The sequence below is a fragment of the Bacillus sp. ABP14 genome, assembly GCF_001831375.1.
Taxonomy (GTDB): Bacteria; Bacillota; Bacilli; order Bacillales; family Bacillaceae_G; genus Bacillus_A; species Bacillus_A paranthracis.
On sequence record NZ_CP017016.1, the window covers coordinates 3,891,787 to 3,911,348 of the forward strand.

Below are 19,562 nucleotides of genomic sequence, written 5' to 3' on the forward strand. Positions count from 1 at the left end.
GCACCTCACACTATCTCTTACCATAGTTTAAACATTGGTATACTTCACTTATTTATGTTAACTTATAATTCGTTACTTGTACACAATTGTTTTTACAATCATTATACAATTACAACAAAAAGAGGAACAACATATGTTATTCCCCTTTCCCTTTTTGTTTTAGGACATCATGTGCCTCTGTAACTACTTGCTCAACAGAAATTGGAGAATGATTTTCGCCCTTCTCACGTTCACCATGCCATTTCAGATGAATTAAAAATTCAATATTACCATCCCCGCCCGTAATCGGTGAGAATGTTAAGCCTTCTACGTCGTATCCTTCTTTTATAGCAAAGTCGACAATCATTTCTACGACAGCCTCATGTACTTTTCGATCGCGAACGATACCCTTTTTACCAACTTGCTCTCTTCCAGCTTCAAACTGCGGTTTAATTAACGCTGCTACATCCCCATTCGGCATAAGCATTGTTTTTAAAACTGGCAATATAAGTTTTAATGATATAAACGAAACATCGATACTAGCAAATTGCGGTAAACCACGTTCTAAGTCTGCTGGTGTTACGTAACGGAAGTTCGTTCGTTCCATTACGACAACACGCTCATCTTGACGCAATTTCCACGCAAGTTGATTGTACCCTACATCTAATGCATAAGATAATTTCGCTCCATTTTGAAGCGCGCAATCGGTAAAGCCACCAGTTGATGAACCAATATCTATCATAACTTTATCTTGTAAATCAAGATGAAATGTCTCTAATGCCTTTTCAAGTTTATAACCACCACGGCTTACATACGGCATAACTTGCCCCTTCACCGTAATCTCTGTATCTTGTGGGATTTTCTCCCCTGGCTTATCCAATCTCATCTCATTCGCATATACAAGGCCGGCCATAATGGCGCGTTTTGCTTTCTCACGTGTTTCTATAAGCCCTCGCTCTACTAATAGTACATCTACTCTTTCTTTTTTCGCACTCATTTGTTACGCCCTTTTTTGTTTTGATGGAATCATTGTATGAATACGGTCTACAACAGCATCTGTCGTTAAACCGATTTCTTCTAATAATTTTGTTACACTACCGTGCTCTATGAAACGATCTGGAATACCCATTCGTTCAACTAACGCACTATGGTACCCGTTCTCAGACGCAAATTCAACTACTCCTGTTCCAAAACCACCAATTAAGCAAGCTTCTTCAATCGTTAAAATTGGTATATTTTTTCCTAAGAGATCATGTAAATATGCTTCATCCATTGGTTTAATGAAGCGAGCGTTCACTACTTTCACTGAAATACCAGCCTTTTCAAGACGCTCAGCCGCTTCCATTGCCATTGATATTGTCGTACCAAATGTTAAAATAGCTGCTTGTGTACCTTCTTTTAACGTTTCCCATGAACCGATTGGAATCGCCTTTAATTCTTCATCCATATGAACGCCAAGTCCATTACCACGCGCATAACGTAATGCGATTGGTCCATCTTCATATTGCATCGCCGTGTATACTAAATGTTGCCCTTCATTTTCATCTTTTGGCATCATAAGTACCATATTCGGCAAGTGGCGTAAGAATGAGATATCAAATACACCTTGATGCGTTTCACCATCTGCTCCTACTAAACCAGAGCGATCAATTCCGATGAAAACATTTAAATTTTGGCGGCATATATCATGAACAACTTGGTCATAAGCTCTTTGTAAAAATGTTGAATAAATCGCTAAGAATGGTTTCATACCTTGCGTTGCCATACCCGCTGCCATTGTTGTAGCATGCTGTTCTGCAATACCTACATCAATCATACGATCTGGGAATTCTTTTTGGAATTTCTCAAGTTTCGATCCAACAGGCATTGCAGGTGTAATTGCAACGATACGCTCATCCGTTCTCGCTAACTTAAGTACTGTTTCACTAACAACAGCACTCCATGCTGGTGCAACTTCTTTCGGTTTAACGAAGTCACCTGATTCAATTTTATAAGGTCCTGTTCCATGCCAAGTGCCAATAACATCACTCTCAGCTGGTTTGTAACCTTTTCCTTTTTTCGTAATAACATGAACAAGCACTGGGCCTTTTGTTTTCTTTGCATATTGCAACGTTTCGAATAACTTTTCATAATCATGCCCATCGACTGGACCTAAATATGTAAAGCCTAACTCTTCGAAAAAGACACCAGATACTAGTAAATATTTAAGACTATCTTTTATTTTCTCTGCTGTCGCAGCAACTTTCCCACCGACAGCTGGGATTTTCTTCAAAATATACTCTAGCTCATCTTTTACCCAATGGTATTTTCCTGCGGTACGTAGACGTCCAAGCACATTATGAAGCGCACCAACGTTTGGCGCAATTGACATTTCATTATCATTCAAAATAACAATCATGTCTGTTTTTTCATGTCCAATATGGTTCAATGCCTCTAAAGCCATTCCGCCCGTTAAAGCGCCATCACCAATGATTGGTATAACATATTCTTTCGTTTTCTTTAAATCACGTGCTAGAGCCATTCCCATCGCAGCAGATAATGATGTCGAGCTATGGCCAGTTTCCCATACATCGTGCTCACTCTCACAACGTTTTGGGAAACCACATAGACCTTGATATTGCCTTAATGTGCCGAATTCTTTTGCACGTCCAGTTAAAATTTTATGTACATAGGATTGATGTCCTACATCCCATAAAAATTTATCTTTCGGACTATCAAATAATTTATGCAGAGCAATTGTGAGTTCTACTACACCTAAATTAGGCGCAATATGTCCACCTGTTTGAGAGAGCTCTTCAATTAAAAACTTACGAATATCCTCACTCAATCCCTCTAGTTCACTGATAGACATCTCTTTCAAAAAACTAGGGTTTTGAATTTGCGTTAGATCCACATGGATCACTCACTTTCATTTCATAATCTGTCAACATGTCAAATATTATAAAAAACATTTACACAAAACAAGAAATTCTCTTTTTTTATTTTTCACCTTGTCCTGCTATTAACCAGTCTATTGCGCCCTAATCTTATTATAAACCATATTTCTTTAGGCGATGAAAAAAATAGCCGCTAACACGAAGTGATAACGGCAATGTAATCTACATATATTTTTGCCAATAACAAGAAAAGAAAAACCTTTTCCTACATTTATATCATAAAATGACGAATGACTCAACAAATGAAAACGCTGTTATATTAGTTATTACGTTTTGCAATCAAATCGCAAATAGATAGTAAATATTCATCTTGTAATTGCAAGGAACTAATAGCATCTTTTGCTTTTGCAATCGTTTCTTCTAAAATATCCTTTGCTCTATCTACAGTAAATAACGTCGTATATGTGCTCTTTTCGTTGGAAACATCACTACCAATTGGTTTTCCAATCTCTTCTTCGGTTCCTTCCACATCTAAAATATCATCTCGAATTTGGAAAGCTAGGCCGATATATTTTGCAAACTCAAGTAATTTTTCTTCCTGTTCTTCTGTGGCATTAGAAAGTATCGACCCTGCAAGTACAGCGAATTCAAGTAGTTTCCCAGTCTTATGCTTATGAATATACTCTAGCTCATCGATCGTAAGCTGTTTCCCTTCCGCTTCCATATCTGCTACTTGTCCGCCAACCATTCCCTCTGGCCCTGCCGCCTTTGCAAGCTCAAGTACAAGTCTTACTTTTTTCTCAGCAGAGATTTCCTTTTGCTCATATGCCATAATAACTTGAAAAGCATATGTCAACAAACCATCTCCTGCTAAAACTGCCATCGCTTCACCAAATACTTTATGATTTGTGGGCTTCCCTCTTCTTAAATCATCATCATCCATACAAGGTAAATCATCATGAACTAACGAGTATGTATGTATCATTTCAAGAGCACAAGCTGCACCTACACCAAGATTTTTTTCTTTACCAAACGCTTGTAATGTTGCAAATAAAAGTAACGGGCGGAGACGCTTTCCACCCGCTTCCAAAGAATATGCCATCGCTTCACGAAGTACATTTGGACATTGTAATTCATTTGCATAGCTTACAAGCTTCTCTTCTACGAAAGTTTTACTTTCTTTCAAAAAAGTATCAAAAGCAATTGTCACTATGCTTCATCTCCTAAAGCAGTAAACGGTTCAAGCTCTCCATCTTCCCCAAGAATAACTGCCATTTGTTCTTGTACGTTCTTCAACTTCTCATCACAAAGCTTAGATAATTCCATACCCTCTTTAAAATAAGAAATTGCTTCTTCTAAAGGTACGTCACCTTGCTCTAATTTAGAAACGAGGTGCTCAAGTTGCGAAATTGCCTCTTCAAAGCTTAATTTATTTTCCATTATTCAATTCACGCTCCTCTATTCCTGATACGCTACAATCTAATATTCCATCTTGTAATTGAACTGAAACAGCATCTCCAAGGCTAACATCTTTCACACTTTTTAACACTTGCTTCTCTTCATCATATACAAGCCCGTACCCTCTCATCATTACTTTAAGCGGGCTTAGCGCTTCAAGTTTTTGAGCAGCTCTTACAAAGGCAAATTCTTTCGTTTGGAGTAACGTTTGCATTTCACGTTGCAATTGCTTTTGCAATGTTTCAACTGCTACCTTTGTTTGCATAATTTTTTGAGATGGGTGGTGCTTCTCTAAATAAAATGAAAGCTGTTTTAACTGATTTACCTTTTTATCAATATAGCGCTCTTTCGCTAACACAAGCTGTTCTAACGCTCTATCCAATTGCTCTTCTTTTTGCTCATATACTTGTCTTGGATAACGGAACGCATAAGATTTTTGCAATACTTGTAGTTTTTCTTCTTTTTTATGTACTAACTCTCTCATTGCTCTTTGCAACCTTAGAGTTCTTTGTAATACCTTTTCTTGTAACTCGATAATATTAGGCGCTGCCAGCTCAGCCGCTGCAGTTGGTGTTGGTGCTCTTAAATCGGCAACAAAATCCGCAATTGTAAAGTCTGTTTCATGGCCTACTGCTGAAATAATAGGGATCTCACTCTTGAAAATAGCTCTTGCAACCATTTCTTCGTTAAACGCCCACAATTCCTCAATAGAACCTCCACCGCGCCCAACGATTAGGACATCTATCCCTTCCATTTCATTCGCTGTACGGATCGCTTGTACAATTGAGGGAGCTGCTGACTCCCCCTGTACAAGTACTGGAAACACAATAACATTTCCAATTGGATAACGACGTTTAATCGTTGTTATAATATCACGAATCGCTGCTCCTGTTGGTGACGTAATCACACCTATTGTTTTCGCATAAGGAGGGATTGTTTTTTTATAAACTTGAGAAAACAATCCTTCTTCCTCTAAACGAACCTTTAATTGTTCGTAAGCTAAATGCAGGTTTCCGACTCCGTCAGGCTGCATGTCTTGAATATAAATTTGATAAGAACCACTCGCCTCGTAAACAGAAATTTTCCCTTTCACGAGTACCTTCATCCCATTTTCAGGTCTGAATTTAATATTACGATTATGACCCGCAAACATAACCGCTGCGATTCTTGCATTTTCATCTTTCAATGTAAAATACATGTGGCCACGGCTATGATTTTTAAAGTTGGAAATTTCACCTTTTAACCAAACAGACTGTAAATGCGGATCATATTCTATTTTTGTTTTTATATAGCGTGTTAACGCTGTAACGGTTAAATATTGTTTCTCCATTTCTCTCTCCTCATAGCCGACTCAAATTATTTACAAACAACACCTGCACGCTTAGCCGATTCAACAGTATTATGAAGAAGCATTGTGATCGTCATTGGACCAACACCCTTTGGCACAGGTGTAATGTAACCTGCAACATCTAACACATTGTCAAAGTCAACATCACCACAAAGTTTTCCTGTTTCTAAACGGTTTACACCAACGTCGATTACAACTGCTCCTTCTTTCATATAATCAGCTGTTACCATTTTAGGTCGTCCTACTGCTACGATTAAAATATCAGCTAATTTCGTTAACTCTTTCATATTTTGCGTCTTAGAATGACAGTATGTGACAGTTGCATTTTCATTTAAGAACAATTGTCCCACTGGCTTGCCGACAATATTACTTCTTCCAATTACTACAACATGTTTTCCTGAGATATCAAGATTTGTTTCTTTTACTAACTCTACAATACCATGCGGTGTACATGGAAGGAATGTATCTTGTCCCGTCATCATACGTCCTACGCTGATTGGGTGAAATCCATCTACATCTTTTTCTGGTGAAATTCTTTCAATGATAGCTTTTTCTTCAATATGTTTTGGTAAAGGTAATTGCACTAATATGCCATTAATGCGGTCATCGCCATTTAAGCGATCGATTTCAGCAAGCAAACGCTCCTCCGTAATTGTTTCAGGAAATTCAATTAGCTCTGAATAGATTCCTACTTGTTCACAGCCCTTTTCTTTTCCTTTTACATAAGAACGAGATGCTGGATCTTCTCCAACTAAAATAACTGCTAATCCTGGTACAATCCCTTGCTCTTTCAACTTCACAACTTCTTCTGTTAATTGTGCTCGTTTTTTCTCCGCAACTTCATTTCCTTTGATGATTACTGCTACCATTTTAAGATTCCCCCTTAAAGAAATTACAGTGTATCTTTTATATTAGATAAAACGCCGTTAATAAAACGACGAGATTCCTCATCCCCAAATGTTTTAGCAATTTCAATTGCCTCGTTAATTGTTACGTTGTGTGGAATTTCTTCCATGTATTTCATTTCATACACAGCTACACGTAAAATACTGCGATCAACAATACTAATACGCTCAAGCTTCCACTTTTTTAAATTTTGACGAATCGCTTCATCAATTACTTCTTTATTTTCTACAAAACCTACAACAAGTGATTCTAGAAACTCATTTGTTTCTTCACCTTCATCTAGCGTGTTTTCCACTGCTACTTTCGGTTCTAATTCACCTGTAATATCCATTTGATATAATGCTTGCATAGCTCTTTCTCTAGCCGTCCTACGTTTCATTGTAACTCTCCTTTATGCTTCAAGTCTTTCCTTATGCTTTGTTATATTATTATAATTTATAAGCCGTCAATTCACTTACTCTTACAGTTTTCATTGATTTTCCAACCTTATAATACAATGATAATAACACAATTTATCGTTTCACACACGGGTTACAAGGCTGAAAAATAATAAAAAGATTAACTTCAAGTTCCATATCTTATCACAATGTACGTTTTTTGGTAAAACGAAACATTTTCTTTTTTATTTCTCATTTTTTGAAATAGTATAATAATTAGAGGGTTGTAATTTGTGAAGAAATGAAACGATAAAAAAGATGCCTATGTTACTAGGCACCTTTTTCATTCTTACACTGGTTCGATTTCTGTTTTTTGTGTTTCGAATGTTACGCCAACGATGTGAACATTCACTTCTTTTGGCTCAAGCCCTGTCATTGTAAAGAGTGCTTGGCGAATGTTGTCTTGAATCTTTTGTGCAACAACTGGAATTGCTACGCCAAAATACATTACAACATAAAGGTCAACGATAATATCTTCGTTTGCTAATTCAACCTTTACACCTTTACCATGATTTTTCTTACCTAACTTCTCAACAACATCTGTAGCAAAATTACCACGCATTGCCGCTACGCCTTCTACCTCAGCAGCTGCAATACCTGCGATTACTTCAATTACTTCTGGTGCAATTTCTACTTTACCAAGAGTTGTATCTTGCCCCATATCTAACATATGTTCAGCCATGAAAAAAACCTCCTTTAATGTATCACTGCGTCACAAGTTCATGCTCTTCCAAAAATTTCGTATTAAACTCACCTTTTACAAAATCAGGATGATCTAACAATTGCAAATGGAACGGGATTGTTGTATGTACGCCTTCAACGACAAACTCACTGAGTGCACGCTTCATTTTTGCAATTGCCTCTTCACGTGTTTTTCCGTGAACAATTAATTTAGCAACCATCGAATCATAGAAAGGTGGGATTGAATATCCCGGATATACAGCTGAATCGACGCGAATACCAAATCCGCCTGGTGGCAAGTACATTTCTACTTTACCTGGAGATGGCATAAATTTTTTGGCAGGGTTTTCCGCATTAATTCGGCATTCAATTGCCCAACCATTAAATTGTACTTCTTCTTGCTGTAACGATAACTTTTCTCCAGAAGCAACAAGAATTTGTTCTTTAATTAAGTCTACCCCTGTTACCATTTCAGTAACTGGATGCTCAACTTGGATTCTCGTATTCATCTCCATGAAATAAAAGCTTTTCGTTTTATATTCATAAATAAACTCAACCGTACCAGCACCTGTATAATCAACCGCTACCGCCGCTTTAACTGCCGCCTCACCCATCTGCTTACGCACATTTTCATCAAGTGCTGGTGATGGACTTTCTTCTAGTAGTTTTTGCAAGCGGCGCTGAATCGTACAATCACGCTCTCCTAAATGAATGGCATTTCCGTGTGTATCTGCCATTATTTGAATCTCAACATGGCGGAAATCTTCAACGTACTTTTCTAAGTATACACCAGGGTTCCCAAAAGCGGTACTAGCTTCTTGCTGTGTAATTTGAATTCCTTTTACAAGCTCTTCTTCATGGCGCGCAACACGAATACCTTTTCCGCCGCCACCTGCAGTCGCTTTAATAATAACAGGATATCCAATTTGATTCGCAAGTTCGATCGCTTCTTCGGTATTTTTAATAATTCCTTGTGAACCTGGTACAATCGGAACCCCTGCTTCTTTCATTGTATCACGAGCAACGTCTTTTGTGCCCATCTTTGAAATAGCTTCTGGACTTGGACCGATAAAAATTAAGTTACACTCACGGCATAACTCTGCAAAATCTGCATTCTCTGCTAAAAATCCGTATCCTGGATGAATCGCATCGCAGCCTGTTAACTTCGCAACACTAATAATGTTCGTTAAATTTAAATAGCTTTCTTTCGAAATCGTTGGTCCTACACAATACGCCTCATCAGCAATTTGTACGTGAAGTGACTCTTTATCTGCTTCTGAATAAATTGCGACTGTTTCAATATCCATTTCTTTACAAGCACGAATAATTCGTACAGCAATTTCCCCACGATTGGCTATTAATACTTTTTTTATCATCACAAAGACTCCCTTATTACGCTTTTACAAGAAATAGCGGTTGTCCATACTCAACAAGCTGTCCGTTATTAACAAGAATCTCAACAATTTCTCCATCTACATCTGCATCGATTTCGTTAAATAACTTCATAGCCTCGACAATACATACGATAGAATCTTTCGATACTCTATCCCCAACACTTACATATGGAGGCGTATCAGGAGAAGAAGAAGAATAGAATGTACCTACCATTGGTGATGTAATTTTATGTAGGTTTTCATTCTGAACAGCTTTTTTCTCTTCTTGTTTTGGCACTTCCACTTGTGCTGCCGCTACTGTCGTTTCAACTTCAACAGGTGCTATTGGTTGCACGGCTTGTTTTGCTACAGGTGCTTGCACCGCAACAACTTCATTACCACGCTTTTTCATTTTGATTGTCGTACCATCTTTTTTGTATTCAAATTCATCAATATTAGAGCTATCAATTAATTTAATTAATTCACGAACTTCTTGAATTTTAAACATGTAAAATCCACTCCCATACTCTTGTTTGTCCCGTTTTTACAGATTTCTCTTCACTAAAACTAGATTGACTGTAAAAATACGATGTACTCTATTAGAAAATGTATTTCATTTACTAATAGAAATAGTTACTATTTCCATCTTACGATAAATTTTTTAAACATTCCAATTTATATTTCTTTATAATAAATCGAAACTCCTGTAAAAATATTATTCCAATAAAAATTTATTACCTAGTAATAATACCAAGTTTCACACAAAATTGGCAAGACCACTTCCGAAAAAACATTCCTTACTTTTCAAAATACTATAAAGTAAACCTACCATTACCGCTTTACTCGTCACCTCATCTATAGTCAATAACATATTTTTACCAAATATTATTTTTTTGTTTACACGTCGTTCATCATTCCTTCATATAAGAATAGTATGTTCAAAGTGTAGAAAATATATCGTATCGAGGTGTGGACATATGATATGGCTCATTCTCTTCTTACCTGCCGTAATGGTCTGGGCATTCGTTCTCTTCATCCACGTCAAATCCGGAAAAAGTAATCATCACTACCATGAACCGCTAATCTTTTACTCACAACGTATTTCTCCGTTCCGAGTTGAACATAGTAAAAACAAAGACGAAACAGAAAAAAGCTATCGAAAATGATAGCTTTTTTCTATTATTATTTTTATCTAACTATTTTCAAACAATCCGATTACTAAAAACGAATAATCCGCGGAGGAATTCCCCGCGGATTATTCGTTTTATTTTGTTGGTGGATCAAATTTTACACCTACATCTTTTGATCCGCCTTCACTTCTTACAAGTTGTATAATTTTATTCGCTTCTTTTTGTGAATGTTTTGCTGCTTTTACAGTTACTTTAATGTCAGTTCCATCAGCTCTTACAAGGGCATCTTTATATCCACCTTGAGATTTAATTACTGTCTCAAGTAATTCTTGCTTCGTTTCCATTGTAGTGATTGCATCAAAATTTTCTTTCGCTTTATTCTTTTCTGTTGCTGAAGCTTTTGTTGAACTCATCACTTCTTGTAATTTTGCTTTTTGTTCACTTCGCTGATCTTCCATTTGCATACGTAATGCTGTGAAATTTTCATCACTTGATTGAACTGTTACGTTAGCTTCTTTTTTGCTTGTTTCTTTTGTAGCACTCTCTTTTTTATCTGTTTCTTTGTTTGTTTCTTTATTTGATGTTTCCTTGTTTGTATTTTCTTTTTTAGGCGTTTCTTTAGGTGCTTCGTTTGTTACTGCTTTATCAGTACCTTGTTTTTCTTGTCCAATCTTTTCACCTGTTGCCGGCGATGCTGTATTCATTTTGTCTGGAGTTGTTACGTAATACACAGATAGTACAACAACTAAACTTAACATCGTTAATAGCCAAACCGTTTGTTTTTTTAACACTTTATTTCCTCCCTATCAATTTTTCGGTGAAACTGAAACGCGATGGGCTGGTACATCTAGTAGCCGTATGACAGCTTCTTTTACCATCGCTTTAACTTGTATATTATCCACTCCCTTTGCTACGACAAGAACACCTCGCACTTTCGGTTTCTCTGTTCGTAAAACAACGGGAGTTTCTTTATCCCCTTCACGTATAATGACTGTCTTTTCATCAAGAGACTCATCTTCTACTTCCCTCTTGCCACCTGTTTTATCTGTTTCACCTGTTGTTTGTGAACGTTTCACTGTATTTTTTTCTAATATTTTTTCCTCTGATGAGTCTAAATTTACATTAATCGTTACATCTTTTACTCCTGCTATTTCTTCTAAGGCTGCTTTTAATTCTTGTTCATACGCTTTTTCATATTTTTCTACATTTGACATATTATCATTATTTTTTTGTCCAAAAGTTGGTACGTCTTTTTCTTGGTTTTGAGTTTTTTGTTCTTTAAATACAGGTACTTCTTCTTTTTTACTTGAAAAGAAACTACTAGAAAACATAAGCAACATTCCAAGTATGAGTAGGACAAGTAAGAACTTAGGTGTTACCTTTTTTCCCTTCTCATTACTTTCTTTTTCATCTCCATTCAATAAGTTTCGAAAAAATGAGAACTTCGAATTTTTATCTTTATTGTCCATTTACTCTACCTGTCCTCCCTTCCATTTGAACTTGGATTTGTTTATTCTCTAGTTGCCACCTGCTTGAAAAGAAGTCTTTCATTTCTCCATTCGTTTCCTCTACTTTTTTCGGTGGTTCTTTCGTATTAATTTCAACTGGTTTTACTGTTTCGATTGCATCATTTTTACTACGTTCTTTTTCTTTCAACGTCACAACAACAGATTGAATATCTTTCGCTGACTTTACTTCCGCTGTGCTTTCCGCTGCGACTATTTGTATTTCAGAGACTGACATACCATACTGTTTCTCAAACTCTTTTCCTACTTCTTTTTTCATTTTGGTAGCCATCTCTTCTAAACTATATGCACGTGTTAGAGCTTGTATTTCTTTTTTCTTCGAATCTATTGAATTTTTTACAGATCCTTCTGCTACGTACTTCTCTTCATTAAAATTTGCGATTACTTCATTTACATCTGTTTGCAATAGTTTAAAAAGGGGCGTTAAAATTAAAACAACTAATAATAGACTTACAACGAATTTAACGTACTTTTGCAAATTGGAATTTGGAAGAATAAGATGAAGCATTGTCGCTAAGAGTAAAAAAACGATAATATTTCTAATCCACTCTGTAACAAATTGCATACCCTTCACCTCCTACCGCATCATAAGTGTAATGTTCCCCGCAGCAATAATAATTGTGATACTTAAAAAGAACATAAACGATACGATAGCTAAGCAAGCAAATACATAAATAATGCTCCGTCCAATGATATCTAAACATTGAATAATTGCTCCGCCGCCAACTGGTTGCAATACTGCTGCTGCGAACTTATAAATAAATGCAATGCAAAAAATTTGAATCGCTGGAAAAGCGACAATTAAACATAGAATGACGAGTCCGATAATTCCGACTGTGTTTTTTAATAATCCCGACGCACTAATAACTGTATCCGCCGCCTCTGTAAACATTCTTCCTACTACGGGAATAAAGTTTCCTGTTACAAATTTAGCTGTTTTCACAGCGATTCCATCCGCAACAGCTGTCGCTGTTCCTTGTACAGATAATACGCCTAAAAAAATCGTTAAAAAAATACCGATAATCCCGACGCTAACGTTTTGCAGAAGCTTGGACAATTTCGTAACTTTATATTGATCACTCATCGTACTTACAATACTTAATATCGTTGCAAGTAATAAAAGTGGTAGAACGATATAATTCATCAAAAGCCCACTCGTATTCATTAAGAAGATGATAATCGGATGAAAAAACGATACGGATACAACGCCACCACCTGTCGCTATGAGTGCAAGCAAGATAGGTAATAACGCTAATATGAAATCTACCATTGTTTGTATCGTTTCTCTTGCATATGTCATAACGACATAAAAGCTATTTAAAGCGAAAATAATTAGTACCATATATACAACTGCATCGGCTATTTTGCTTACGCTACTCTTTGAAAATGCAGATTGCAGTGATTGCAACAATGCACTAAAAATTGTGAGCATAATGAGCGTTCCGAGTAGTTTCCCATTTGCAACAAGTTCGTGAAATAAGTACTTTAATAAACCTAGCATCCACTCTTTTATAGAGATTTCTTTTTCTCCCTTTACAAACTCCATAAAGCTACCTTTTTGACTCTCTGGTAAGTAACCTCCATATTTTGTAACAAGCCCGTCCCAAAATTGCTTCACATCTTCAATTCCGAGCTTATCCAATTGTTGATCAACGACGTTTGTCTCTACAGGAGAAGCTTGTACAACAACCGGTAAAGAAAAGAAAAGGAAGCAAGCAAATAGCAGCTTAGCTCCAAACCCCCTCAACATTCACTCCCCCTTATCCCGTCGGTAAAAATCCGAGAATAGTTTCAATTACAACCGTCAAAATAGGGATCGCCATAACGAGAATTAAAATCTTTCCAGCTAATTCAATTTTCGAAGCGATTGCCCCCTGCCCTGCATCCTTTGTAATTTGCGCTCCAAACTCAGCGATATAAGCAATCCCAATAATTTTTAGCAACGTTTCTACATATACGTTGCTAACTTTCGCTTCACTCGCTACTCTCTCAATCATTTGTAAAATAGCGTGAATTTGATCGATTAAAAGAAGGAACATTACGCTACCTACGAACACAATAAATAATGACGTAATGCTAGATTTATGCTGATTCAATACAGCCGCTAAAAACGTAGCAACGAGGCCTAATCCGACAATTTGTATAATTTCGATTCGAACCGCCCCCTTTACTGGAAGAGAAAGACACTTTTAATCTTGTCGAATAGTGTATTAATTAAAAATGCGACATGAAATAAAATAACGACAAAACCGACGAGGATAACCCAATTTGCAATATCCTCACGCTTTAATTCTTTTAGTACAGTATGAATGAAAGCTAAAACAATGCCGATTCCGGCGATTTGAAATATTAATCCAACATCAATGGACATCGCCTTTCTCCCCCCTATAGCAGTAAAATTACGATAAGTAGCCCCGCTAGTACTCCTAAGCTCTTAATCATCTTTTCATATTGCAGCTGTAATGCTTTCGCTTCTTCTTCTTCTCTCTCTAAATGTGTAATACATAACCGAATATGTTTTTGTTGTGATTCACGATCATGTTGTCCGAGCGTTTCACCAAATTGCTGCAAAATCTCATACTCAGTTTGTTGAAATGCTGTTAGCTTCCAATTTTCTTTCAAACTATCTATCCAAGCTTCTCTAACTGTTTGTTCTCCACTTTCTAGCCTGCTAGCGAAACTTTGAAATATCCAATTTAACGGCTTCGGCATTTGTTTCACTAATCGCTCAGCAGCTTCAGACAACGGTGTATGCCCATACATAATTTCTGCCTCTAATGATTGCAGTGCCGCTTTTAATAATCTAAGTTGCCTCGGTCTCTCACTGTATCTTTTGGCGTATGAAAACCCGAAAAAGGTGCTGACCGCAACGATTAACACTGCACCAAATATTTTCACCATACGCCCTCAGCCTTTCTATGAGGTAATACCGGTTTTCCATATTTATCTTTCACTTGCATAACTGTTCCTGGCCCTCTTGCTTTTGACAATTCCACAAACCTATCAAAAATGCCGAGCTCTAGCACTGCCTTTAATGATGGGCGTTTCACAACATCATCATAGGAAAATCCATGTGCACTTATAAAAAGCTGAACCCCTGCATGTACAGCCTCCATAATTGCTTCACTATCTTCTTTACGACCAATTTCATCCACAATTAATATATCTGGGCTCATAGAACGGATCATCATCATCATTCCTTCAGCTTTTGGACATGCATCTAACACATCTACTCGTGTGCCAAAGTCATATTGCGGGATACCTTTCACACAGCCAGCAATTTCTGACCGTTCATCAACAATCCCGACTTTACAAGAAGGAATTTTCGAAGTACTTACACCTTGACTCATGCAACGCGCTACATCTCTTAAAAGTGTTGTTTTTCCCGTTTGTGGCGGGCCAATTACCATCGTGTTTAACCATCGTGATTCATACAAATACGGTAAAAGTGGTTCAGCAATGCCTATTTTTTGACGAGCAATACGAATATTAAAAGAAGAGACATCTCGAATCATTTTCACTGTGCTTTTTTCTGTAATAACTTTTCCTGCTAAGCCTATTCTATGCCCACCTCGGAGTGTCACATACCCACGCTTTAATTCTTCTTCCATTGTATAAATTGAGAAGTGACTTAACTTATTCAATAAGTAAATAGCATCCTCTGCTGTAACGATATAGTCATAAAAAAACACTTCACCTTGAGCAATACACTCTAGCGGTCTTCCAATTCGAACACGGATTTCCTCTAGAGCATCGCAGCACTTACAACTTTCCACTAACTGCTTCATCGTTTTTGGTAAAACTTCTAATACTTCTTTCATCAGCTTCGCCCCACTATACTCGACTTACTTATTTCAACAACGCGATAAAAATGCAGCCAATTCCAAGCGCTAGAAAAAAGAGTTTCAAGAAAGAGATCTCACTTGCCACACTCGCTATGCCTATTGTCATTGTTAAAATTAATACGGTCGGTCCAACAAACGCCAACATACCATTTATAAACAATGCTTTCTTCGCATCATTCACATAAAGCATAAGCAAAGCGGCGAATATTTCCGCGCTACCTGAAAACAACCGAAGCAGCCCCATTACAAGCACAGATGTTTCCATTGCCGCTAGCCACTGTTTCATTCTCCCACCTTCTCCCATAACGGTTACTAGTGCGTGTGCTAAAAAAGAATATATTTGTACAACCATATGCAGAGGTTGTCTATTTCAGAATTAAAAACATAATTTTTATCTACCGCCTATAATAATTTGAATATTCTTAATAATAATGGTATTTTATGGTATATTTATTGAAAAGGAGGGAAAATGATGCAACGAGTTACTTTATTACCACTCGATTTCCGTTATGCAAATGCGATTTTCAAGCTATCAAGTGATCCACATGTAAAAAACACATTAGGAATAAAAGTAGAAACAATCGAAGACACGAAAGCATTCCTTCTTTTCGCCATAGAAGAAGAACGCCAAAAGAAGTCTTTATCGAGAGTGATTGTAAATGCAGAGCATGAAATAATTGGTCTCACCACACTTAAACATATTAATTACGAGAAGAAACAATCTCACATTGGCAGCTGGCTCGGCTATCCATACTGGGGAAAAGGATATAATGAGGCTGCAAAAAAAGAAATTTTTAAGATTGCTTTTTTAGACTTACAACTTTCCTATGTATTTGCTGGTGCTAAAACGAATAATATTCGCTCTTTAAAAGCACAAGATAAACTACCTTATATTTCATTGCATGTGGAAAACAAATTTCCAGACGAACACGCTGCACTAGAGAAAGAAGTAAGGTCACCTTGCTCTCTGCACGTCGTGTCACGTGAAAAATTTTTAAACTGGTTGGAATTACAGAATGAGGAGGAAAAATATGAAGAGATTAAAAATTAGTTTAACAGTCGTAGTAGAAGTAACTCTTATTTATCTTTTTTCATCATTGGTCGGCTGGTCATTCATGGAAGCCTTTTTCCTTGGTAGTTTAGCGATATTCGGGGCAATTTGGCTCGTTGCTTTAAATATAAGCCAAAATAACAACATTGATCACACTATATATAAAACAGGTACAGTAAAACCTTTTCAAATGACATGGGGTCCTTACACAACAGGTGCTGCTAGTCTTACAGCTTTCAGTTTTATAATAACTACTATTTATTATTTGCCCTATTTTCTATAAAAAAAGCACTCGTGATAATCACGAGTGCTTTTCTACTATGCACGAGAAACGTATTTACCTTCACCAGTGTTGATGATAAGTGTTTCACCTTCGTTAATGAAGATTGGTACTTGTACAACAAGGCCAGTTTCTAATGTAGCTGGTTTTGTTACGTTAGAAGCAGTATCACCTTTAATACCTGGCTCTGTTTCTGTAACTTGTAATTCAACTGTGTTTGGAAGTTCAACACCAAGTACTTCGCCTTGGTAAGTCATAATAGATACTTCCATGTTTTCTTTTAGGAATTTAAGCTCGCGCTCGATTTGTTTTTCACCAAGTTCGATTTGCTCATAAGTTCCGTTATCCATAAATACGTGAGACTCACCGCTTGCGTATAAGTATTGCATACGACGGTTTTCGATGTGTGCTTTTTCCACTTTCTCACCAGCACGGAATGTTTTCTCTTGAACAGAACCTGTGCGAAGGTTACGTAGTTTAGAACGAACGAATGCAGCACCTTTACCTGGCTTCACGTGCTGGAAATCAAGTACTTGCCATAGGCCATTATCCACTGCAATTGTTAAACCTGTACGAAAATCGTTTACTGAAATCATGTAAAAAAATCCTCCTGTGTATTACAAAATAATAAGTTCTTTTGGTGATTTCGTAATTACTTCATTACCTTCACTTGTCACAATGATATCATCTTCAATACGTACGCCGCCAATACCTGGAATATAAATACCTGGCTCTACTGTTACAGCCATACCTGGTTCAAGTACTGTATCAGAACGGAATGCTAAACCTGGTGCTTCATGGATTTCAAGACCGATTCCATGACCAGTAGAATGTCCGAAGTATTCACCGTATCCTTTTTCCGTTATGTAATCACGCGTTAACGCATCCGCTTCACGGCCAGTTAAACCAGCTTTAATACCGTTCACACCACGTAATTGTGCTTCTAAAACGATATTATAAATTTCTTTCAATTTATCAGATGGTTCACCAACTGCAATCGTACGAGTAATATCAGAGCAATATCCTTTGTAATAAGCGCCGAAGTCTAATGTAACGAAATCTCCTGTTTCTATCACTTTTTCAGATGCCACGCCGTGCGGTAATGCCGAACGAAGACCTGAAGCAACGATAATATCAAACGAAGAAGATGTTGCTCCTTGTTTTCTCATGAAAAATTCAAGTTCATTTGACACTTCAATTTCAGATACTCCCGGGCGAATGAATGATAGAATATGTTCAAAGGCAGCATCTGCAATCTGTGCAGCTTCCTTTAATATCTTAATCTCTGAATCAGTCTTTATCAAGCGTAACTTTTCTACAAGCCCAGAAGTTGGGATAAATTCAGCATCGATCGCTTCTTTATGAGCTGAATAAGAACTATATGTAAGAGTATCTTGCTCAAAGCCAAGCTTTTGAATTCCTAATTCTTTCACTTGCTTTGCAACTTCATCGATAATTAATCCCGCATGCTGTACAATCTCGTATCCAACCGCTTGTTTAGTAGCTTGCTCTACGTAACGGAAATCTGTAATAAATTGAGCGCGGTTTTTCGAAATGAGTACAACACCAGCTGTTCCTGTGAAGTTAGCCATATATCTACGACTATGTTCATTTGTTAACAAAATACCGTCAATACCAGCCTCATCAAATGCACTTCTTAATCTTTCGATTTTCTCCATTACTTTATGCCTCCCTCAATTTCTCCATTAATGCAAATAACGCTAACTTATAGCCATAAAAACCAAATCCAACAATTTGTCCCGCACAAACAGCTGCCGTCACAGATTCGTGACGGAACGACTCACGCTGATGAATGTTAGAAATATGTACTTCAATAACAGGAATCGAAATGCTCGCAATTGCATCTCGAATCGCATAGCTATAATGCGTAAATGCTCCAGGATTTAAAATGATCCCTTCATATATATCTTCCGCCTCATGAATACGATCGATAATCGCACCTTCATGATTCGATTGGAAACATTCTAACTCCACTCCCATTGTTTCTGCTTCTTGCTTCATATCTGCTTCAAGTGTCGCTAGCGTGCCCTTTCCATATACATTTACCTCTCTGACACCGAGGCGATTTAGGTTAGGACCGTTTACGAGGAGTACCTTTTTCATATGCTTAAAACTCCTTAATATTAAATGTCTATATAACATTTTAACATAGGAGTTACTTGTTTGAATAGTTTGTCTTCTCTTCCCCTTTTCGCTCGGCCTTATTGGTATTTACTGCGTAAGAAACAGAGTATGCTATAAATACACCATACAATATAAAAATGCATATCGTCGTCACAATTGTTTCTTTCGGTAAATGGAGTGCACTTTTAATAGCAGGCGCTATTAACCCCACTCCGAAAAATAGTAACGCCCACCAAAATAGACCATAAATCATCCCTGGAAGAACTCCTTCAAACTTTCCCAAAAACGCTTTATACAAAAAGGCAATTAAAATCGAAAGTAGTCCCATACAAACAATTCCTGACACATTTCCCCATACCCCTTCTTTCCAGCTTCCAAAGGCAAATGGTAAAAGTAAATAGTTCGGCCCCGCTTCTGTAAATGAAAATATATGAAGGAAATACCATATCCCTCCCCAAAACAGTCCACCAAATAAACCAATTTGTACAAAATCCCTTGTTCCTAATTGTTCTTGACTCACATCGACA

General features: G+C 37.1%; 26 protein-coding genes. 3 read left to right on the top strand and 23 right to left on the bottom strand.

Going from position 1 to position 19,562, the window contains the following annotated elements; all coding sequences use genetic code 11:
* Positions 1 to 136: 136 nt before the first annotated feature.
* The 10 genes from BGI23_RS20145 to accB form a co-directional block, all read right to left on the bottom strand.
* Positions 137 to 976, bottom strand: coding sequence for a TlyA family RNA methyltransferase (locus BGI23_RS20145; protein ID WP_001274741.1), 840 nt, complete (start codon positions 974 to 976; stop codon positions 137 to 139).
* A gap of 3 nt (positions 977 to 979) precedes the next feature.
* Positions 980 to 2,872, bottom strand: coding sequence for a 1-deoxy-D-xylulose-5-phosphate synthase (dxs, locus tag BGI23_RS20150; protein WP_070806821.1), 1,893 nt, complete (start codon positions 2,870 to 2,872; stop codon positions 980 to 982).
* Positions 2,873 to 3,174: 302 nt separating this feature from the next.
* Positions 3,175 to 4,065 (bottom strand): (2E,6E)-farnesyl diphosphate synthase, encoded by an 891-nt coding sequence (gene ispA / locus BGI23_RS20155; RefSeq protein ID WP_000150362.1) that lies wholly within the window; start codon positions 4,063 to 4,065, stop codon positions 3,175 to 3,177.
* Entirely contained in the window at positions 4,065 to 4,295 is a 231-nt protein-coding gene (gene xseB, locus BGI23_RS20160; RefSeq protein ID WP_000428423.1) for an exodeoxyribonuclease VII small subunit, read from the bottom strand. The genes ispA and xseB overlap by 1 nt, the downstream gene beginning before the upstream one ends.
* On the bottom strand, positions 4,285 to 5,643 hold the full coding sequence (xseA, locus tag BGI23_RS20165; RefSeq protein ID WP_000415266.1) for an exodeoxyribonuclease VII large subunit: 1,359 nt from the start codon (positions 5,641 to 5,643) through the stop codon (positions 4,285 to 4,287). The genes xseB and xseA overlap by 11 nt, the downstream gene beginning before the upstream one ends.
* Positions 5,644 to 5,669: 26 nt before the next feature.
* Entirely contained in the window at positions 5,670 to 6,530 is an 861-nt protein-coding gene (gene folD, locus BGI23_RS20170; protein ID WP_000226728.1) for a bifunctional methylenetetrahydrofolate dehydrogenase/methenyltetrahydrofolate cyclohydrolase FolD, read from the bottom strand.
* Between the two features lie 23 nt (positions 6,531 to 6,553).
* Entirely contained in the window at positions 6,554 to 6,946 is a 393-nt protein-coding gene (gene nusB / locus BGI23_RS20175) for a N utilization substance protein NusB (protein WP_000830249.1), read from the bottom strand.
* A 347-nt stretch (positions 6,947 to 7,293) separates the two neighbouring features.
* The gene (locus tag BGI23_RS20180; protein ID WP_000807630.1) at positions 7,294 to 7,686 is read right to left on the bottom strand and encodes an Asp23/Gls24 family envelope stress response protein; all 393 of its coding nucleotides are present in this window, start codon (positions 7,684 to 7,686) and stop codon (positions 7,294 to 7,296) included.
* Positions 7,687 to 7,708: 22 nt separating this feature from the next.
* Entirely contained in the window at positions 7,709 to 9,061 is a 1,353-nt protein-coding gene (gene accC / locus BGI23_RS20185; protein WP_000592876.1) for an acetyl-CoA carboxylase biotin carboxylase subunit, read from the bottom strand.
* A gap of 16 nt (positions 9,062 to 9,077) precedes the next feature.
* Positions 9,078 to 9,566, bottom strand: a complete 489-nt coding sequence (gene accB, locus BGI23_RS20190) for an acetyl-CoA carboxylase biotin carboxyl carrier protein (RefSeq protein WP_070806822.1) — start codon at positions 9,564 to 9,566, stop codon at positions 9,078 to 9,080.
* Between the two features lie 469 nt (positions 9,567 to 10,035).
* On the opposite strand from accB, the gene BGI23_RS20195 reads away from it, so the two are divergent.
* Positions 10,036 to 10,224, top strand: coding sequence for a hypothetical protein (locus BGI23_RS20195; protein ID WP_002081027.1), 189 nt, complete (start codon positions 10,036 to 10,038; stop codon positions 10,222 to 10,224).
* Between the two features lie 98 nt (positions 10,225 to 10,322).
* Here the strand turns inward: BGI23_RS20195 and BGI23_RS20200 are convergent, their stop codons facing one another.
* The 9 genes from BGI23_RS20200 to BGI23_RS20240 are packed head-to-tail and all read right to left on the bottom strand — an operon-like array spanning position 10,323 to position 15,845.
* A complete protein-coding gene (locus BGI23_RS20200; protein WP_000914701.1) occupies positions 10,323 to 10,979 on the bottom strand; it encodes a SpoIIIAH-like family protein in 657 nt (218 codons plus the stop codon).
* Positions 10,980 to 10,994: 15 nt separating this feature from the next.
* Positions 10,995 to 11,657: a stage III sporulation protein AG gene (gene spoIIIAG, locus BGI23_RS20205; RefSeq protein ID WP_000368876.1), complete on the bottom strand. Its 663-nt coding sequence runs from the start codon at positions 11,655 to 11,657 to the stop codon at positions 10,995 to 10,997.
* A complete protein-coding gene (gene spoIIIAF / locus BGI23_RS20210; RefSeq protein ID WP_001161050.1) occupies positions 11,647 to 12,279 on the bottom strand; it encodes a stage III sporulation protein AF in 633 nt (210 codons plus the stop codon). Before spoIIIAF ends, spoIIIAG begins: the two co-directional genes overlap by 11 nt.
* Before the next feature lie 12 nt (positions 12,280 to 12,291).
* Complete coding sequence (gene spoIIIAE, locus BGI23_RS20215) at positions 12,292 to 13,464, bottom strand: stage III sporulation protein AE (protein ID WP_000943695.1); 1,173 nt, start codon at positions 13,462 to 13,464, stop codon at positions 12,292 to 12,294.
* Between the two features lie 10 nt (positions 13,465 to 13,474).
* Positions 13,475 to 13,858 (bottom strand): stage III sporulation protein AD, encoded by a 384-nt coding sequence (gene spoIIIAD / locus BGI23_RS20220; protein WP_077317075.1) that lies wholly within the window; start codon positions 13,856 to 13,858, stop codon positions 13,475 to 13,477.
* Positions 13,859 to 13,881: 23 nt separating this feature from the next.
* A complete protein-coding gene (spoIIIAC, locus tag BGI23_RS20225; protein ID WP_000020914.1) occupies positions 13,882 to 14,085 on the bottom strand; it encodes a stage III sporulation protein AC in 204 nt (67 codons plus the stop codon).
* A gap of 14 nt (positions 14,086 to 14,099) precedes the next feature.
* On the bottom strand, positions 14,100 to 14,615 hold the full coding sequence (gene spoIIIAB, locus BGI23_RS20230; protein WP_000238697.1) for a stage III sporulation protein SpoIIIAB: 516 nt from the start codon (positions 14,613 to 14,615) through the stop codon (positions 14,100 to 14,102).
* On the bottom strand, positions 14,609 to 15,535 hold the full coding sequence (gene spoIIIAA, locus BGI23_RS20235; protein ID WP_070806823.1) for a stage III sporulation protein AA: 927 nt from the start codon (positions 15,533 to 15,535) through the stop codon (positions 14,609 to 14,611). The genes spoIIIAB and spoIIIAA overlap by 7 nt, the downstream gene beginning before the upstream one ends.
* Positions 15,536 to 15,563: 28 nt before the next feature.
* Positions 15,564 to 15,845 carry a YqhV family protein gene (locus tag BGI23_RS20240; protein ID WP_000816054.1) on the bottom strand — a complete coding sequence of 94 codons (282 nt, stop codon included), beginning with the start codon at positions 15,843 to 15,845 and terminating at the stop codon, positions 15,564 to 15,566.
* Positions 15,846 to 16,031: 186 nt separating this feature from the next.
* Here BGI23_RS20240 and BGI23_RS20245 point away from each other — a divergent pair, with 186 nt between their 5' ends.
* Both BGI23_RS20245 and BGI23_RS20250 read left to right on the top strand, forming a co-directional pair.
* Positions 16,032 to 16,610 carry a GNAT family N-acetyltransferase gene (locus tag BGI23_RS20245; RefSeq protein WP_070806824.1) on the top strand — a complete coding sequence of 193 codons (579 nt, stop codon included), beginning with the start codon at positions 16,032 to 16,034 and terminating at the stop codon, positions 16,608 to 16,610.
* Positions 16,591 to 16,893, top strand: a complete 303-nt coding sequence (locus BGI23_RS20250) for a hypothetical protein (protein ID WP_000825748.1) — start codon at positions 16,591 to 16,593, stop codon at positions 16,891 to 16,893. Before BGI23_RS20245 ends, BGI23_RS20250 begins: the two co-directional genes overlap by 20 nt.
* A 35-nt stretch (positions 16,894 to 16,928) precedes the next feature.
* Here the strand turns inward: BGI23_RS20250 and efp are convergent, their stop codons facing one another.
* The 4 genes from efp to BGI23_RS20270 are packed head-to-tail and all read right to left on the bottom strand — an operon-like array spanning position 16,929 to position 19,555.
* A complete protein-coding gene (efp, locus tag BGI23_RS20255; protein ID WP_000626512.1) occupies positions 16,929 to 17,486 on the bottom strand; it encodes an elongation factor P in 558 nt (185 codons plus the stop codon).
* 21 nt (positions 17,487 to 17,507) lie between these two features.
* Entirely contained in the window at positions 17,508 to 18,569 is a 1,062-nt protein-coding gene (gene pepQ / locus BGI23_RS20260) for a Xaa-Pro dipeptidase (protein ID WP_000411051.1), read from the bottom strand.
* Positions 18,570 to 18,573: 4 nt separating this feature from the next.
* Complete coding sequence (aroQ, locus tag BGI23_RS20265) at positions 18,574 to 19,014, bottom strand: type II 3-dehydroquinate dehydratase (protein WP_000757087.1); 441 nt, start codon at positions 19,012 to 19,014, stop codon at positions 18,574 to 18,576.
* A gap of 52 nt (positions 19,015 to 19,066) precedes the next feature.
* A complete protein-coding gene (locus tag BGI23_RS20270; protein ID WP_070806825.1) occupies positions 19,067 to 19,555 on the bottom strand; it encodes a YqhR family membrane protein in 489 nt (162 codons plus the stop codon).
* Positions 19,556 to 19,562 lie beyond the last annotated feature (7 nt).

Coding starts and splice junctions, on each gene's coding strand:
- BGI23_RS20145 (WP_001274741.1), bottom strand. CDS start 976: ATGAGTGCGAAAAAAGAAAGAGTAGATGTACTATTAGTAGAGCGAGGG.
- xseB (WP_000428423.1), bottom strand. CDS start 4,295: ATGGAAAATAAATTAAGCTTTGAAGAGGCAATTTCGCAACTTGAGCAC.
- xseA (WP_000415266.1), bottom strand. CDS start 5,643: ATGGAGAAACAATATTTAACCGTTACAGCGTTAACACGCTATATAAAA.
- folD (WP_000226728.1), bottom strand. CDS start 6,530: ATGGTAGCAGTAATCATCAAAGGAAATGAAGTTGCGGAGAAAAAACGA.
- nusB (WP_000830249.1), bottom strand. CDS start 6,946: ATGAAACGTAGGACGGCTAGAGAAAGAGCTATGCAAGCATTATATCAA.
- BGI23_RS20180 (WP_000807630.1), bottom strand. CDS start 7,686: ATGGCTGAACATATGTTAGATATGGGGCAAGATACAACTCTTGGTAAA.
- accC (WP_000592876.1), bottom strand. CDS start 9,061: ATGATAAAAAAAGTATTAATAGCCAATCGTGGGGAAATTGCTGTACGA.
- accB (WP_070806822.1), bottom strand. CDS start 9,566: ATGTTTAAAATTCAAGAAGTTCGTGAATTAATTAAATTAATTGATAGC.
- BGI23_RS20195 (WP_002081027.1), top strand. CDS start 10,036: ATGATATGGCTCATTCTCTTCTTACCTGCCGTAATGGTCTGGGCATTC.
- spoIIIAG (WP_000368876.1), bottom strand. CDS start 11,657: ATGGACAATAAAGATAAAAATTCGAAGTTCTCATTTTTTCGAAACTTA.
- spoIIIAF (WP_001161050.1), bottom strand. CDS start 12,279: ATGCAATTTGTTACAGAGTGGATTAGAAATATTATCGTTTTTTTACTC.
- spoIIIAE (WP_000943695.1), bottom strand. CDS start 13,464: ATGTTGAGGGGGTTTGGAGCTAAGCTGCTATTTGCTTGCTTCCTTTTC.
- spoIIIAC (WP_000020914.1), bottom strand. CDS start 14,085: ATGTCCATTGATGTTGGATTAATATTTCAAATCGCCGGAATCGGCATT.
- spoIIIAB (WP_000238697.1), bottom strand. CDS start 14,615: ATGGTGAAAATATTTGGTGCAGTGTTAATCGTTGCGGTCAGCACCTTT.
- spoIIIAA (WP_070806823.1), bottom strand. CDS start 15,535: ATGAAAGAAGTATTAGAAGTTTTACCAAAAACGATGAAGCAGTTAGTG.
- BGI23_RS20240 (WP_000816054.1), bottom strand. CDS start 15,845: ATGAAACAGTGGCTAGCGGCAATGGAAACATCTGTGCTTGTAATGGGG.
- BGI23_RS20245 (WP_070806824.1), top strand. CDS start 16,032: ATGCAACGAGTTACTTTATTACCACTCGATTTCCGTTATGCAAATGCG.
- BGI23_RS20250 (WP_000825748.1), top strand. CDS start 16,591: ATGAAGAGATTAAAAATTAGTTTAACAGTCGTAGTAGAAGTAACTCTT.
- efp (WP_000626512.1), bottom strand. CDS start 17,486: ATGATTTCAGTAAACGATTTTCGTACAGGTTTAACAATTGCAGTGGAT.
- pepQ (WP_000411051.1), bottom strand. CDS start 18,569: ATGGAGAAAATCGAAAGATTAAGAAGTGCATTTGATGAGGCTGGTATT.
- aroQ (WP_000757087.1), bottom strand. CDS start 19,014: ATGAAAAAGGTACTCCTCGTAAACGGTCCTAACCTAAATCGCCTCGGT.